Source organism: Acidocella sp. (assembly GCF_036489515.1).
Lineage (GTDB): Bacteria > Pseudomonadota > Alphaproteobacteria > Acetobacterales > Acetobacteraceae > Acidocella.
The window spans coordinates 49,161-64,665 of record NZ_DASXFO010000045.1 but is presented as its reverse complement, the minus strand read 5'-3'; the positions used below and the strand labels follow the sequence as shown (position 1 = coordinate 64,665).

The window sequence follows — 15,505 nt, the reverse complement described above, 5'->3', positions numbered from 1 at the left end:
TTAACTGGGTAACGCACACACCACGAGCTAGTCATGATGCCAATGGCGTCACAGAAAATGGGCATGGGGTATCCTTTCGCAAAGCTGCGATTTTGGAATTAGATAGGGGGAGGGGGGAGGCAGAGGCGATGGCGCGGAGAGGCCAGCCGATTCAAAAGGCAGGGCCCGCAACGTGCTTTCGGTTTACGGATAGGTTTGGGTAGGCAGTGCCTGAAGCCAGTGCTCAATCTCACTGGCTCGCCAGCGCACCCGACCGCCACCTATCACCACAGGGGGCGGACAACGGTTTTGATGCATGAGGCGATATATGGTCGAGCGGCTTTTGTAGCCGGTGACCTTCATTACCTCGTCAATGGTCAGCAGCAGGATCAAAGGGGCATTTTGGCTCATCGTGCATCGTCCTATTTAGGGGTGATGCAACGAGGCTATTCCGGGCCAAAACGGCGGAAAATCGCCATATCCGAATTTATCCAACGGCGGACGGAAAGGTCAGGCAGAAGGGCCTGCGAAATATCCCGTTATGTCCGTATCCCCATGGCGGCCTTGTAGAAGCTGCTTAATGAGATGCTCCGAATCGCCGCCTCTTGGCCCCCGGTCACTGCCAAGCTGCCCTTTCAACTCACTCTGAATGACGGCAATGGCCCGCTGTTGCGCGCCTCGCTGCCGCCCTTTCCGCAATTCGCGGCGGCCGACCGTCAGGACTATCTGGAACCAACCCGCGTTATGGGCAGGTATCTTTGCTGCAATGAAAGCCTCGCGCCCCCGCTCAAAATCCAGCAATGTGCCGCCGACCAACCATTGGTCGCGAGGATCGTGATTATCACAAGGGGCTTCGCCCTCAACCTGTTGCCCAGATTCCCGAACGACATAGATAGGGCGACTGAATGCTTTGCCGACCGGCATCCATAGGCTGAGGAATGCCTTCGGGTCCGATGACAACAGAAGGGGAGCATATCGGTTGGCGAAGGTGCTCGGCGCGATCTCTGTGTCGAAGAGCTGACCATCGACAGTTCGCAATGCGCTTGTGCTGACGGAACCGTATTTCGCGGGTAGCAGAGCACGCATCCGGCCTAACGCAAGTTCTCCGAGCAACAGCTCGATTCTTTCCGGAAGGGCGTAATCATATTTTCGACCGACAAAAAAACGGCTGCGGGTCTGGAGCAATCGGCCGCTAAACCAGCTCACTATTGCAACGCAAGTCCCCACCACGGTTAGGGAATTCGCAACCCATCCGCTTGAATGGGGAGCTTCATACACGATGACTAAAAATCCGCCGACCGCGACGATCACCCCCAGGATGAAAGCGATCGCCCGAACGCTGTCGAATACCCAGAGGCGGCGGCGAAGCGTCCTTACGATGGCCTCAACCTGCCGCTGCCCCGCCTCGATATCCTGAAATGCTGCGTAGCCAGCCGCGACATCGCTGAGTCTTTTTACTTCTATCATCATGGTCTGATTTCTTCTCCCTTTGAGCCGCAATATGCGCCCCAGGCTTCCATGAGCGTCTTGCGCTTTTCGAGAAGGTTGCCTCGCCGGTAGGCAGCCTCGACCTTGTTCTCGATCGCATGAGCCAACGCCATCTCGGCGATGTTGCCGTCAAAATCGGTCTCCTCGGCCACCCAGTCACGGAAGGAAGACCGGAAGCCATGGGGTACGGCGTCGATCCCAGCATCGCGGCATATCTTAGTTAATGTCATATCTGACAGCGGCTTGCCGCCCCGCTGACCGGGGAACACCAGTTGGCTGCGCGCTTCCCGATACGCCTGGGCTCGCTTGAAGGCAGCTCTGGCAGGAGACGACAACGGGATCACATGCTCCCTCCCTGCCTTCATCCGCTCCGCGGGGACCGTCCATAAGCCATTTTCCAGGTCGACCTCATCCCACGTCGCGCCCCTCACCTCGCCAGAACGGGTGGCTGTCAGGATGAGGGCTTCGAATGCAAGGCGGCCCACGGACTCGCGCTCGCGAAGTCTGCTGATAAAAGCCGGAACCTCGGCGTAAGGCAGGGCACTGTGATGCGCCCCATTGGTCTTCAGCCTAGGCAAGGACTTGTTCATTGCCGCGATCGGCAGGGGGGTGGTCCGATATCCCTTGCCAATTGCCCAATCGATCACCGTGTTGATCCGCTGACGCACGCGCCGTGCCGTTTCCGGTTTTTCGAGCCAGATGGAAATCACCGCGTCACGGACATGGTGGCCGTCGATCGCGGCAACGGAGATCTCGCCCAGCGTTGGGAAGGCGTATGCCTCAAGCGTGGACAACCATTGGGCCCGATGCTTTTTGTTTTTCCAGCTAGCTTTGTTTTCGGTAAACACCATCGCGGCGGCTTCGCGAAATGTGGGAATGCCCGCGTCCCTGCGCCGCTCGGCGATTGGGTCGATTCCGGCCTCAATTTGCACCCGGACCTTGGCTGCCCGCTCTCGGGCTAACGCCAACGGCACCTTTTTGGCGCTCCCCAAGCCAACGTCCCGGCGTCTACCACTCTTCTGGACCCGGCAAACCCAGGATTTACCCCCTCTTGGGCTTATGACTAGATAGAGGCCATCACCGTCGCCGTAGCGACCCGGCTCCTTCGCAGCCTTTACTGTGGAGGCGGAAAGCTTCCCCATATTATCCCACACATATTACCACATGACACGCGGGATACGATGCAACGGGATGCGTCCGGCTGCAACACAAAAACGCCAAAAATCGGCTAGAATCAGCCGCTTTTCATATGTTATGATATCTGGAAATTCATAGGGCTGGCGGAGAGGGTGGGATTCGAACCCACGGTAGGCTTGCACCCACAACAGTTTTCGAGACTGCCCCAATCGGCCACTCTGGCACCTCTCCAGGAGCCGGATTCCCCTGCGCGCCGCATCGTAACGCCGCCTCGCCGGGCCATCCGTCTGATCCCCGGGCGGCTTATAGGGGGCAGCCGCGCGCCCCGCAACTGCCTGGGCGTCGATAAACCGTGCAAAATACATTGACACTCGTCGCCGCCCCGTTATAACCCGCTCGCTCGCGGCGAGGCCCTGCCTTGCCGCGTACATTCTTTTATGACGACACCAGATTGGATTGAAACCCATGTTCGCAGTGATCCGCACCGGCGGCAAACAATACCGCGTCACGCCTGACGCGGTGCTGAAGGTTGAGAAGCTGGAGGCGGAAGCCGGCAGCACCGTTACCTTCACCGATGTGCTCGCCGTCGGCGGCGAGGGCAGCCTGAAGCTGGGCGCCCCGGTGGTTGCCGGCGCCTCGGTCACCGCCACCGTGATCGCGCAGGACCGTCTGGACAAGGTCATCATCTTCAAGAAGCGCCGCCGGCAGAACAGCCGCCGCAAGAACGGCCACCGCCAGTGCGTCACCGTGCTGCGCGTCTCCGCCATCAACGCGGCCTGAAGTTTAGGAGCACCCTCATATGGCACATAAGAAAGCAGGCGGTTCATCCCGTAACGGTCGCGATACCGCGGGCCGCCGCCTTGGCGTGAAGAAGTCGGGCGGCCAGGAAGTGGTCGCCGGCAACATCATCATCCGCCAGCGCGGCACCAAGGTGAAGCCCGGCGTGAATGTCGGCGTCGGCCGCGACCATACGATTTTCGCGCTGTCCGACGGCAAGGTGCTGTTCGAGCGCAAATCCGACGACCGGGTCCACGTCTCCGTGACCCCGGTCAAGCTTGCCGCCGAGTAAGCTGGCCTTCCACCACGCATAAAAAGGCCGGCACCCGCCGGCCTTTTTTATTGGCTGAGTACAAAAATGAAGTTTCTCGACCAGGCGAAAATCTACCTCAAATCCGGTGATGGCGGCGACGGCGTCACCGCCTTCCGGCGCGAAAAATTCGTCGCCTTCGGCGGGCCCGACGGCGGCGATGGCGGGCGCGGCGGCGACATCGTGTTCGAGGCGGTCGAGAATCTCAACACCCTCATCGATTTCCGCTACACCCAGCACTTCCGCGCCAAAAAAGGCAGCAACGGCTCTGGCTCGGACCGCACCGGCGCCGCCGCGCTGACGCTGCTGATCAAGGTGCCGATCGGCACGCAGATTTTCGATGACGACCGGGAAACCCTGCTCGCCGACCTCGACAAGCCCGGCAGCCGCATCGTGCTGCTGCGTGGCGGCGATGGCGGCTTCGGCAACGCCCGCTTCAAAACCTCCACCAACCGCGCCCCGCGCCGCTCCGACAAAGGCTGGCCGGGCGAGGAGCGCTGGGTCTGGCTGCGCCTGAAGCTCATCGCCGATGCCGGGCTGGTCGGCCTGCCCAACGCCGGCAAGTCCACCTTCCTGAAGGCGGTCTCCGGCGCCAACCCGAAAATCGCCGACTATCCCTTCACCACCCTGCACCCGCAGCTCGGCGTCGTGCGCCTGTCCATGTCCGAGGAATTTGTCCTCGCCGACATCCCCGGCCTGATCGAGGGCGCGCATGAGGGCACCGGCCTCGGCGACCGGTTTCTCGGCCATGTCGAGCGCTGCGCCGTGCTGCTGCACCTGGTCGACGGCGCCGCCGGCAACGTGGTCGATGCCTGGCGCACGGTGCGCCACGAACTCTCCGAATATGGCGGCGGGCTGGTGGACAAGCAGGAGATCATCGTGCTCAACAAGGCTGACGCCATGACCCCGCGCGAACTCTCCGCCCGCCGTTCCGCCCTCGCCAAAGCCTCCGGCGCCACCGTCATGGTCGCCTCCGGCGTCTCCGGTCAAGGCGTGCCCGAGGTGCTGCGCGCGCTGCAGAACATCATCACCGAGTCCCGGAAGACATGACCCCGTCGCTGGCCGCCGCGCGCCGGGTGGTGGTGAAAATCGGCAGCGCGCTGATCGTCGATCCCACTACCGCCGCCCCGCGCGACGCCTGGCTGGCCGGCATCGCCGCGGATATCGCCGCACTTTCAGCACGCGGCGTGCAGGTCATCGTCGTCTCCTCGGGCGCCATTTCGCTGGCGCGGCAAAAACTGCAGCTCACCGCGCTCAAGCTCCGCCTGGAGGAAAAACAGGCCGCCGCCGCGGTCGGCCAGATCCGCCTCGCCCAGGCCTGGTCGGACGCGCTCTCGGCCAAAAGCCTCACCGCAGCACAGCTGCTGATCACGCTGGAAGACACCGAAGACCGCCGCCGCTACCTCAACGCCCGCGCCACCCTCTCCACCCTGCTCGGCCTCGGCTGCATCCCCGTGATCAACGAGAACGATTCCGTCGCCACCGCGGAAATCCGCTTCGGCGACAATGACCGCCTGGCCGCCCGCGTCGCGGAGATGGTGCAAGCCGACGTCCTGATCCTGTTGTCGGACATTGACGGTCTCTACACGGCCGACCCCCGCAGTAATCCCGCCGCCGAACACATTCCCGTGGTCGCCGCCATCACCACGGAAATCGACGCCATGGGCGGCGAGCCCCCGCCCGGCTATTCCTCGGGCGGCATGCGCACGAAACTGGTGGCCGCGCGCATCGCCACCCAGTCCGGCGTGGCCATGGCCATCGCCCTCGGCCACCGCCCCAACCCGCTCGCCGCCATCGAGGCCGGCGCCCCCTGCACCTGGTTCCTGCCCGCCCCCGAAGGCCGCAGCGCGCGGAAAAACTGGATCGCCGGCCATCTCGCCCCACAAGGCGCCCTCACCATTGATGACGGCGCCGCCCGCGCTTTGGCCAAAGGCTCGTCGCTGCTCCCCGCCGGCATCACCGCCGTCTCCGGCAGTTTCGAACGCGGCGACGCGGTCGACGTACTCTCCCTCACCGGCACGCGCTTAGCCCGCGGCCTCGCCGCCTATTCCAGCACCGATGCCGCCATCCTCGCCGGGCATCGCTCGGAGGATATCGAGTCCCTGCTGGGGTTCCGCGGGCGGGATGAGATGATCCACCGCGACGACCTGGTGCTGCTTTAAGGAAACAAGCAGCCGCTTTTTAAAAAAAGCGGCACAAAAACTTTTGGCTATGCTGGGCCTGAGGCGATGTCGCTGCCAACGCCCATGCCCCAGCATAAAAAAGTTTTTTTGCTACTTTTTGTTCACAAAAAGTAGCCTTCCCTTTCTCTCTTCCCTTAAATCCGCTACACCGCGCGCGCCGGCACCCCTGGAGGCCGGCTTTTGTTATTTATAGGAGCGTAAACATGGCCAATTTCGAACTCATCGAAGCTGAGTCGCGTTCGCGTGCCGGCAAGGGGGTGGCGCGAGCGACGAGGCGTGCAGGCAAAGTGCCTGCGGTAATCTATGGCGCCAAGCAAGAGCCCACCCTGATCGCTCTCGACCCGCGCGTTGTCATGCGCGAGCTGAAGCGTGGCGGCTGGCGTTCGCGTCTTTTTGAAATTCAGGCCGACGGCCAGAAGACCCGCGCCCTGATGCGCGACGTGCAGTTCCACCCGGTCACCGACCAGCCCGAGCATGTGGACTTCCAGCGCCTCGCCGCCGGTGAGCGCGTGCGCGTCTCCGTCGCCGTGGTGTTCCTCAACGACACCACCTCGCCGGGCATCAAGCGCGGCGGCGTGCTGAACGTCGTGCGCCACAGCGTCGAAGTCGCCTGCGACCCGGACAACATTCCGGAGAAGTTCGAGGCCGATCTCGGCGCGCTGGACATCAACGACAACGTCCGCTGGAGCGACCTGGTCGGCACCGGCGATGCCCGTCCGACTATCCTCGACCGCGACTTCGTCATCGCCACCCTCGCCCCGCCGACCGTCTCGGCTGAGGCTCAGGCCGAAGACGCTGCGGCCGCCGCGGCGGCGGCTGCCGCGCCCGCCAAGGGCAAGGCCGCGCCGAAGAAGAAATAACGCTGCCGCCGCGCCATGTTGTTATGGGTCGGGCTCGGTAACCCGGAGCCAGGCATGGCGCGGCAGCGCCACAATATCGGCTTCATGGCCGTTGATGTGATCGCTCGCCGCCATGGTTTCGCGCCATGGCGGCAGCGCTTTAAGGGCTTTACCGCCGAAGGCCAGATCGCAGGCGAAAAAATCCTTCTGCTGAAGCCAATGACCTATATGAATCTCTCCGGCGACTCCGTGCAGGCGGCCTCGGCTTTCTACAAAATTCCACCTGCCGCCATCACGCTGTTCCATGACGAGCTCGACCTCGCCCCGGGCAAAATCCGCGTGAAGCGCGGCGGGGGTGCGGCCGGCCATAACGGGCTGCGCAGCACCGACCAGCGCCTCGGCACGCCGGATTACTGGCGGGTGCGCTTGGGCATCGGCCATCCCGGCCACAAGGAGCGTGTCACCGGCCATGTGCTGGGCGACTTTTCCAAGGCCGACCTGGACTGGCTTCTGCCCTGCCTGGACGCCGTGGCCGACGAGGCCGGCCTGCTCGCCGCCGGCAAACCTGAAGACTTCATGACCAAAATCGCTCTGCGTACAGGGGACCAGAAAAATGGGCTTTAACTGCGGTATCGTCGGCCTGCCGAATGTCGGCAAATCCACCCTGTTCAACGCGCTCACCGCCACGGTGGCCGCGCAGGCCGCGAACTATCCCTTCTGTACCATCGAGCCCAATGTCGGCCGCGTCGCCGTACCGGACAAGCGCATGGACGCGCTGGCCGTGATCGGCAAATCGGTGAAGACCGTGCCCACCAGCCTGGAATTCGTCGACATCGCCGGCCTGGTGCGCGGCGCCTCCAAGGGCGAGGGCCTCGGCAACCAGTTTCTCGCGAACATCCGCGAGGTCGATGCCATCGTCCATGTGCTGCGCTGCTTCGAGGATGACGACATCACCCATGTCGAGGGCAATATCGACCCGGTCCGCGACGCCGAGACGGTCGAGACCGAGCTGATGCTGGCCGACCTCGACAGCCTTCAGAAGCGCCTGCCCGCCTTGCAGAAAAAGGCCAAGGGCAACGACCGCACCGCCGCCGCCGATGTCGCCCTGATCGAGCCGATCCTGGCAGCGCTGGAAGCTGGCAGGCCCGCCCGTACCGCGGTCGCCCCCGCCGATGCCGAGGCCGCCAAGCGCCTCAACCTGCTCACCGCCAAGCCGGTGCTCTATGTGTGCAATGTCGAGGAGGCCGCGGCAGCCACCGGCAACGCTCAATCCGCCCGCGTCGCCGTCATGGCCGCCGCGCAGGGCGCCGCTCATGTCATCCTCTCCGCGGCGATTGAGGCCGAGGTGAGCCAGCTCCCCGAGGCCGACCGCGCCGGCTTCCTCGCCGATCTCGGCCTTGAGGATAGCGGCCTGGATCGCGTCATCCGCGCCGGCTACGCGCTGCTCGGCCTGATCACCTATTTCACCGTCGGGCCGAAGGAAACCCGCGCCTGGACCATCATCAATGGCACCAAGGCCCCGGGTGCCGCCGGCGTCATCCATGGCGATTTCGAACGCGGCTTCATCGCCTGCGAGACCACCGCCTATGAAGACTACATCGCCTATAAGGGCGAGGTCGGCGCCCGCGATGCGGGCAAGCTGCGCATCGAAGGGCGCGACTATGTGGTCAAGGACGGCGACGTGCTGCTGTTCCGGTTCAACGTCTGATCCTAACGCCGGATAAGAAAGCGGCCGCTTTTTAAAAAAAGCGGCGCAAAAATTTTTTACTATGCTGGGTCATGGGCTGTGTCGATGACAACGACCATGGCCCAAATTAACAAAGTTTTTTTGCTACTTTTTGTTCACAAAAAGTAGTCTTCCCTTGCGTAATCCTGGGCTAGTCTTATCGCCCTAATCATGAGTTTTTATTTCTAACTCAGCCCCCGGCGGTCAAAGACCCCGATTGTTTCAAGCCTCGAACTTTTTGTATTCAAAACAACTCTTTTCACGGCACGGAGTCTGCGTTTAACATGAGGGCATGAAGTTCGCCCTCTACCAAGGTCCCGGCGTCATCAACAACACCGACGCCGCCTTCTCTCTGATGGAGGCGAAAGCGACCGAAGCCCGGGCCAACGGCGCCCGGCTGCTTCTGTTCCCGGAGATGTACCTCTCCGGCTACAATATCGGCGCCGCCGCCGCGCGCCGCCACGCTGTCACCCAGGCGGGCCTCGCCCCGGCGCAAAAAATCGCCCAAAAACTCGGCATATGCCTGGCTTTCGGCTACCCTGAGCGGGTCGGCGACCAGATCGCCAATGCCGCCGCGCTGATCGACGCCACCGGCACCATCCTGCTCAACTACCGCAAAACCCATCTGTTCGGCGACCTCGACCGCGCGATGTTCGGCGTCACCGGCCAGGAGTTTCCCCTCGCCACCGTCGGCGGCGCAAAACTCGGCCTGCTGATCTGCTACGACATCGAATTCCCCGAACCCGCCCGCCGCCTGGCTTTGGCCGGCGCCGACCTCATCCTGGTGCCGACCGCCCTGATGCAACCGTACGACCAGGTCGCTCGCCACATCATCCCGGCCCGCGCCTTCGAAAACCAGGTCTATCTCGCTCACGCCAATCATTCCGGCACAGAGAACGGGCTCACCTATATCGGCCAGTCCAGCATCTGCGGGCCGAACGGCGCGGTCCTGGCACTGGCCAGGCACGGCGAGGAACTGTTGTTCGCCAGCACCGACCCTTCGCATCACGCCGCCATCCGCCGCGCCGACCCGCTGCTCACGGACCGCAGGCCGGAATTATACGCGCCCCTGGCGACCAGCCGGCACTAAAAGAAAGAAGCCGCTTTTTGAAAAAAGCGGCGCAAAAACTTTTATTAATCTGGGTTACGGGCGTTGTCGCCGACAACGCCCGTAACCCAGATTAATAAAGTTTTTTTGCTACTTTTTGTTCACAAAAAGTAGCCTTCCCTTTCCTTTCCCTTCTCTGACACCAGGGCCGGGCCTTACATCCGACAGCAAAACGCCCTTAAATGAGCCGGATGTGCAGGAACGCGCGATGAGGTTCATCCGGGTCTATGCGCGTGTCCTTGGTCTCCTGCGGCCGGACCGTGCCACGGCGCTCGGCCTCATGCTCGCCAATCTCATGGTGATGATCTTCCAGTTCGCCGAACCGGTGCTGTTCGGCCGCGTCATCAACCTGCTCACCCGCGCCGACTCCATGGCGGACCGCTCGGTGATCAACGACGCGGTAGTGCTCCTCGCCATCTGGGCCGCCATCGGCCTCGTCAGCATCGGTGCCGGCATCATGCTGGCGGTGCAAGCCGAGCGCCTGGCGCACCGCAACCGCCTCACCGCCATGGCGCGCTATTTCCGCCACGTGCTCTCGATGCCCCCTGCCTTCCATCGCGAGCGACAATCGGGGCGGCTGATGAAAATGATGCTCTCGGGGGCCGACGCGCTGTTCTGGATGTGGCTCTCCTTCTTCCGCGAGCATCTCGCCACCCTTCTCGCCACGCTGGTGCTTCTGCCGCTCACCATCATCCTCAACTGGCAGCTGGCCCTCGCGCTCATCCTGCTGGTCGTGGTGTTCTGCACCTTCACCATCCTCACCATCAGCCGCACCGAGAGCGCGCAGCGCCAGGTCGAGAGCTACCACTCCGCGCTCGCCGGCACCGCCCAGGACGCGCTGGCCAATGTGCTGGTGGTCCAGGCCTTCACCCGTCTCACCGCCGAAGCGCAAAAATTCCGCGATACCGGGGAGATGGTGCTCACCAAGCAGTTTCCCGTGCTCAACTGGTGGGCCGTGCTCAGCGTCGTCACCTCCGCCGCGAGCACCATCACCGTCATCACCATTTTCATGGTCGGCACCATCCTGCACCTGCGGGGCGCCGCCAGCATCGGCGCCATCGTCTCCTTCATGGGCTTCGCCACGCTGCTGATCGGCCGCCTCACCGGCGCCATGGGCTTCATCTCCCGGCTGTTCCTGCAAATGCCGACCTTGTTCGATTTCTTCGCCGTGCTCGACGCCGAAAGCACGCTCGCCGAGCCCCAAGCGGCCGCCGCCCTCACCGTCACCGGCGGTGACGTCCATTTCGACCAGGTCAGCTTCGCCTATGTCAGCGGCGTCCCCACCGTGCAGAACCTATCCTTTACGGCGCGGGCCGGCAGCGTCGTCGCCCTGGTCGGCGCCACCGGTGCCGGCAAATCCACCGCCATGGCGCTGCTGCAACGCTACTGGGACCCCACCAGCGGCCGCATCACCATCGACGGCCAGAACATCCGCGACGTCAGCCTCGATTCCCTGCGCGGCGCCATCGGCGTGGTGTTCCAGGACAACCTGCTGTTCAACCGCTCGATCGCTGAGAACCTGCTGGTCGGCAAGCCCAACGCCACCCGCGCCGAGCTACGCCGCGCTTGCCAAATGGCCGAGGCGCTGGAGTTCATCGAACGCCAGCCGGACGGTTTCGAGACGATGATCGGCGAGCGCGGCGTCAACCTCTCCGGCGGCCAGCGCCAGCGCCTCGCCATCGCCCGCGCCATCCTCAAGGACCCGCCGATCCTGGTGCTCGACGAGGCGACCAGCGCCCTCGACGCCGCCACCGAGGCGCACGTCTCCCGTGCCTTGCGAACGCTGATGGTCGGCCGCACCAGCTTCATCGTCGCCCACCGCCTCTCCACCATCCGCGACGCCGACGAAATTCTCGTGTTCGCGCAAGGCCGCATCGTCGAGCGCGGCAGCTTCACGGAGCTGATGGCCGCACAAGGAAACTTTTCCGCCCTCGTGGCCGCGCAGATCATGAGCGGCGCGAATGCGTAGGAAGAAAAAGGAAGCACTACTTTTTGTGAACAAAAAGTAGCAAAAAAACTTTTTTATGCTGGGTCATGGGCGTTGGCGCTGACAACGCCCATGACCCAGCATAGCCAAAAGTTTTTGCGCCGCTTTTTTCAAAAAGCGGCTGCTTTCTTCCTACTCCACTTGATAGCTTCGCACCAAGCCATCATGAACTTCCCTTACGCCATACGTCGCGGTTGCCACGACAACGATGGCCCTTCGCTCGTCGTCACTGAATACGACGCCGTCGAGCGATACCCTGCCTTCTGATACGCTAACCTCGATGCCGCTGGTCGGCGCCCAGAACTCGGCGCCGAGAGTCGTAAGGATAGATTTGCGGATTGCGCTGTCGGAGGGTTCGTCGTTCGCGCCGTTGGATGACAACGTCATTTCCAACGGCCTCAAAAGATCTGCGTAACGCAGTACGCCCACAAATTTTCCCGCGACGACAACAGGCAAGGAGTTGACGTCGTGGTACTTTATCATCCTGACGGCTCTTGCCAGCTCCATCTCCGGACGCAGGACAGGAACGTTCTGTACCATGACATTATGCACGTAGAGACCGTGACTTTTCACGTACTCTGAGGCGGCGCTTGATCGTGGAAAAAATTCCGATAGCCATTTTTTTTCTTGTCGATGCGTACCGAGCTCTGCACGGGTGGTCAACGCTCGCGCCGTAAAGACGCCCAAAAACTTCTCCTTCTCGTCAACGACCATAAGATCCCTTGAATGAAGATCAAGCATCTTTCGAACAGCCGAAAGCACTGTGTCATTCGGACGCACAGTAAAAAGCGTGCCACTCATGACGTCTGATACAATCATCGAACACCCAGAAAATGACGAACTACGCATTATTTGCCCCCAGCTTTTTCGTGCCATTTGTTTCTTTCATGGCGCGAAAATCAAAGGCCAATGAGTGCCAGGGACGTGGGCTCGCTTGAATGATCGGAACCAGGGATGCCCCCGCCACCGCGATGGAAATGGGAATGAAAAAGTCCTGCCCGACACCGGTGAATTCGAAGATGAGCGCGATTGCGGTAATCGGCATTCTCATGGAGGAGGATAAAAATGCCGTCGCGCCAATGATCGCGAATGCTCCTGGTGTAATCGTTGGCAACGCCAGGTTCCAGATGTTTGCAAGGCAGATTGCCAACAATGCGCCGATGGTCATGCCCGGTGTCAATAAGCCGCCTTCTCCGCCGGCCCACAGGCTTCCCGTGGTGGCGACGAGCTTAACAGCCAGAAGGGGGAGCGCGAGATCCAGGGGAAGATTGCTATCAAAGCCCTCCTGAAGCGGTCCCTTTCCGTTTCCGAGCAGTTGGGGAAAGTGGATCGATAAAACGCCGATACCACAGAAAACAACAAGACATCCCACGATCATCCGCCAGCCGCGGAGGGCCTTCTTGCGCACGATGGTCGCCAATTGCGAATACCAATAACCGGCCAACCCGAACAGCGGGCCGCAAAAGACCGAAAGCACGACGAGAGAAGGCGTGACCTCCAGCTTCGGAATGGAATATTGTGGGACGTCTCCCAAGCCCACCCAGGCCACGACGGTCGCGATCGCCGAGGTGCACAATGCCGGCACAACAGCCGCGGGTGCGAACGATCCCAGCAGGGCTTCCAGGGCAAACAGCGCGCCAGCCAAAGGCACGTTATAAACCGCGGCCAGGCCCGCACCCGCACCGCACGCCACCATGATCTTCACATCGGCCGCACTGAGGCCCGCCTTGTGGGAAAGCCACCCCGCGAGAAGGGCGCCCATCTCCCGTGGCGCCACCTCACGCCCCAAGGGAGAGCCGAGCGCTACGGTTATGATCTGCAGCAGAGCATGGCTTGTTGTCGCGCCCAGGGGCATGCGAGAGCCTGATGCATCGACGGATTTCTTGATGCTGACCAGTGGCGCGCCAAAGCGATAGACCGACCACCACCCGCACCCTGCCACAAGCCCGCACACCATCATGACGGCGACCCGGCGTTCCGGTTTGGCACCACTCACGCCCTGCAGAAAACTTTGTGGACCGATGACAGCATCGAGACTATATCCATATGCGATATGCTGAATGGCATGCAGGAGAAGTGCGAGTGCCATGCCGCATAACCCCGCGGAAATACCTACGAGTATGGTCACGACTGCGCGCGTTACGGCGGATGGCCGCGGTGTTTCCGTGCGGATGAGAGTGGCGCCCGCCTTTGCGACTTCACCAATCCTCTGGGGCGTCTTCAACTGGCGTTCCATTATGCCACCATCCTGCTGCTCATGGGCATCGCGATCACCTCACGACATGGGCGAGGCACTATCATTTGACCGAACGAATTGGTATGTGGCTGCAGAGGATAACGGAATTCACGAATCGCAATAACGGAGTTCAGGCGTGATACCAGAATTTCTCGATCCGGTATTACTTCGCAGCTTTGTCGCAGTGGCCGAAGCGCAGAGCTTTACCGTCGCGGCAAGGCAACTTGGCCTCAGCCAGTCCACGGTGAGCCAACATGTCTCTCGCCTGGAGAAGCAGGTCGGCAGACTTCTCCTGGCCCGTGATACGCATGCGGTGACCACCACCACCGATGGTGATGTCGTTCTCCCGTTTGCGCGCAGAGCCTTGCAGGCGAACGCCCGGATAAGCCAGCAGCTCTCATCCGCAAATTTGCGGGGACGAATACGATTTGGCGCCTCGGAGGATTTTGTCTTTTCGGCCCTGGGGGATGTGCTCGCCGAGTTTGTCGCCGGCCACAGCGCGATAGACCTCGAATTGACCGTGGCGCTCAGTGAGCAGCTCTATGAAAAATACGATTCAGGACAACTGGATTTGATCCTGGCAAAACGTCGAGAGGGAGACAAACGGGGGCGGATCGCGTGGGCCGACCGTTTGCGGTGGATTGGTCGTCCCGATATTTCCCTGGATCCTGCTGCGCCGGTGCCGCTCGTCGTCTTCCCGCCGCCCAGCAAGACTCGCGAATTAGCACTCGCCGCGCTGGAAGATGCGGGACGCAGTTGGCGTATCGCGTGCACCAGCGGCAGTCTTAGCGGCTTGCGCGCCGCTGCCATGGCGGGGCTGGGGGTTATCCCACATGCAGGGCAGCTCGTCCCGCCCGGGCTATCATTTGTGGATACCTCAAATCTCCTCCCCCGCCTCGCAGAGATCGAATTTATCGTGATGGGGCCAAGTAAAACCAATAAGGCGGCGAATGCCCTGGCAGACGTCCTTTTGGAAAGTTTGAGTCAGATGCGGGTCGCCACGAAAGGCTTTTAGCGATTGGAAAGGCGTCGGCGACTGTTTACCCCAGCCCGACGCGCGCGATCGCCTCTGCATGAACCTGGGCGGAATCCACGATGCGGTACGGGTAACCGGGCTTGTCGAACGCTAAAAAGAGGTCGGTCCCGCCGAGCACAACGGCTTCCGCGCCGTGGCTGTTGATCAGTCGTGACGCTGCCGTCTCGAAATAGGCGCGCTGCTCATCGGTTGCATGTCCCGAGACCGCGATCGCGGTGTAGTGCGCGTGCGCTGTCTGCAGCTCGTCCACGGGAACCGTAACCACCTCTGCAGAGGAGAGACCGTAGAGGCCGGACTCCATAACGGCGCGCGTACCCAGCACGCCGACACGTCCGATGCCAGCAGCGGAAAAATACTCCTCCAGGGCCGTCACCGCGCTGATCAGGGGCAGGCTCGAAATGGGAGCGAGGTCCTTGAGGCAGAAATGCCCGCCCATCGAGGTTATGGCGGCGGCCTCGCATCCCCCCGCCTTCAGCCGATCGATGTAGCGGGCAAATATCGCAGCCTGGGCAGCCGATTCGCCGGCTTCCAAATGCCCCACCAGCTCGCGCGCGTCGGCATTGACGATGGTCAGCTCCAGTTGTCTTTCGGCCTGCTTATATAGTTTCACGAGCGCGCGGTAGTAAAACTCTGTCGCCGCCGGTCCGATGCCGCCGATCAAGCCAATGTGCATGGGGTTCGCCTCTCCATCTTCACAGC

General features: G+C 62.0%; 16 protein-coding genes and 1 tRNA gene. 10 read left to right on the top strand and 7 right to left on the bottom strand.

Annotated elements, in window-relative coordinates; all coding sequences use genetic code 11:
- Window positions 1-183 precede the first annotated feature (183 nt).
- The 4 genes from VGG47_RS07000 to VGG47_RS06985 all read right to left on the bottom strand — a co-directional run bounded on the left by VGG47_RS07000 (window position 184) and on the right by VGG47_RS06985 (window position 2,835).
- On the bottom strand, window positions 184-390 hold the full coding sequence (locus VGG47_RS07000) for a helix-turn-helix transcriptional regulator (protein WP_331536836.1): 207 nt from the start codon (window positions 388-390) through the stop codon (window positions 184-186).
- A gap of 99 nt (window positions 391-489) precedes the next feature.
- Window positions 490-1,449 (bottom strand): hypothetical protein, encoded by a 960-nt coding sequence (locus VGG47_RS06995; RefSeq protein WP_331536834.1) that lies wholly within the window; start codon window positions 1,447-1,449, stop codon window positions 490-492.
- The gene (locus VGG47_RS06990; RefSeq protein WP_331536832.1) at window positions 1,446-2,609 is read right to left on the bottom strand and encodes a tyrosine-type recombinase/integrase; all 1,164 of its coding nucleotides are present in this window, start codon (window positions 2,607-2,609) and stop codon (window positions 1,446-1,448) included. The genes VGG47_RS06995 and VGG47_RS06990 overlap by 4 nt, the downstream gene beginning before the upstream one ends.
- Window positions 2,610-2,745: 136 nt before the next feature.
- Window positions 2,746-2,835, bottom strand: a tRNA-Ser gene (locus VGG47_RS06985).
- A 234-nt stretch (window positions 2,836-3,069) separates the two neighbouring features.
- On the opposite strand from VGG47_RS06985, the gene rplU reads away from it, so the two are divergent.
- The 9 genes from rplU to VGG47_RS06940 all read left to right on the top strand — a co-directional run bounded on the left by rplU (window position 3,070) and on the right by VGG47_RS06940 (window position 11,516).
- A complete protein-coding gene (rplU, locus tag VGG47_RS06980; RefSeq protein ID WP_331536830.1) occupies window positions 3,070-3,384 on the top strand; it encodes a 50S ribosomal protein L21 in 315 nt (104 codons plus the stop codon).
- 19 nt (window positions 3,385-3,403) lie between these two features.
- Window positions 3,404-3,673, top strand: a complete 270-nt coding sequence (rpmA, locus tag VGG47_RS06975; protein WP_331536828.1) for a 50S ribosomal protein L27 — start codon at window positions 3,404-3,406, stop codon at window positions 3,671-3,673.
- Between the two features lie 66 nt (window positions 3,674-3,739).
- Window positions 3,740-4,741, top strand: a complete 1,002-nt coding sequence (gene obgE, locus VGG47_RS06970; RefSeq protein ID WP_331536826.1) for a GTPase ObgE — start codon at window positions 3,740-3,742, stop codon at window positions 4,739-4,741.
- Window positions 4,738-5,853 carry a glutamate 5-kinase gene (proB, locus tag VGG47_RS06965; RefSeq protein ID WP_331536824.1) on the top strand — a complete coding sequence of 372 codons (1,116 nt, stop codon included), beginning with the start codon at window positions 4,738-4,740 and terminating at the stop codon, window positions 5,851-5,853. Before obgE ends, proB begins: the two co-directional genes overlap by 4 nt.
- A gap of 224 nt (window positions 5,854-6,077) precedes the next feature.
- Window positions 6,078-6,734, top strand: coding sequence for a 50S ribosomal protein L25/general stress protein Ctc (locus VGG47_RS06960; protein WP_331536822.1), 657 nt, complete (start codon window positions 6,078-6,080; stop codon window positions 6,732-6,734).
- 15 nt (window positions 6,735-6,749) lie between these two features.
- A complete protein-coding gene (pth, locus tag VGG47_RS06955; protein WP_331536820.1) occupies window positions 6,750-7,337 on the top strand; it encodes an aminoacyl-tRNA hydrolase in 588 nt (195 codons plus the stop codon).
- Window positions 7,327-8,421 (top strand): redox-regulated ATPase YchF, encoded by a 1,095-nt coding sequence (gene ychF, locus VGG47_RS06950; protein WP_331536818.1) that lies wholly within the window; start codon window positions 7,327-7,329, stop codon window positions 8,419-8,421. The genes pth and ychF overlap by 11 nt, the downstream gene beginning before the upstream one ends.
- Window positions 8,422-8,731: 310 nt before the next feature.
- A complete protein-coding gene (locus VGG47_RS06945) occupies window positions 8,732-9,529 on the top strand; it encodes a carbon-nitrogen hydrolase family protein (protein WP_331536816.1) in 798 nt (265 codons plus the stop codon).
- A gap of 226 nt (window positions 9,530-9,755) precedes the next feature.
- The gene (locus VGG47_RS06940; RefSeq protein ID WP_331536814.1) at window positions 9,756-11,516 is read left to right on the top strand and encodes a glucan ABC transporter ATP-binding protein/ permease; all 1,761 of its coding nucleotides are present in this window, start codon (window positions 9,756-9,758) and stop codon (window positions 11,514-11,516) included.
- 150 nt (window positions 11,517-11,666) lie between these two features.
- Here the strand turns inward: VGG47_RS06940 and VGG47_RS06935 are convergent, their stop codons facing one another.
- Both VGG47_RS06935 and VGG47_RS06930 read right to left on the bottom strand, forming a co-directional pair.
- A complete protein-coding gene (locus VGG47_RS06935) occupies window positions 11,667-12,335 on the bottom strand; it encodes a CBS domain-containing protein (RefSeq protein ID WP_331536812.1) in 669 nt (222 codons plus the stop codon).
- Window positions 12,336-12,375: 40 nt separating this feature from the next.
- On the bottom strand, window positions 12,376-13,770 hold the full coding sequence (locus tag VGG47_RS06930) for a chloride channel protein (protein ID WP_331536810.1): 1,395 nt from the start codon (window positions 13,768-13,770) through the stop codon (window positions 12,376-12,378).
- Between the two features lie 136 nt (window positions 13,771-13,906).
- Between VGG47_RS06930 and VGG47_RS06925 the strand changes: the two genes are divergently transcribed.
- Window positions 13,907-14,785 carry a LysR substrate-binding domain-containing protein gene (locus VGG47_RS06925; protein WP_331536808.1) on the top strand — a complete coding sequence of 293 codons (879 nt, stop codon included), beginning with the start codon at window positions 13,907-13,909 and terminating at the stop codon, window positions 14,783-14,785.
- A 25-nt stretch (window positions 14,786-14,810) separates the two neighbouring features.
- Here the strand turns inward: VGG47_RS06925 and VGG47_RS06920 are convergent, their stop codons facing one another.
- Window positions 14,811-15,479, bottom strand: coding sequence for an aspartate/glutamate racemase family protein (locus tag VGG47_RS06920; RefSeq protein ID WP_331536806.1), 669 nt, complete (start codon window positions 15,477-15,479; stop codon window positions 14,811-14,813).
- Between the last annotated feature and the right edge of the window lie 26 nt (window positions 15,480-15,505).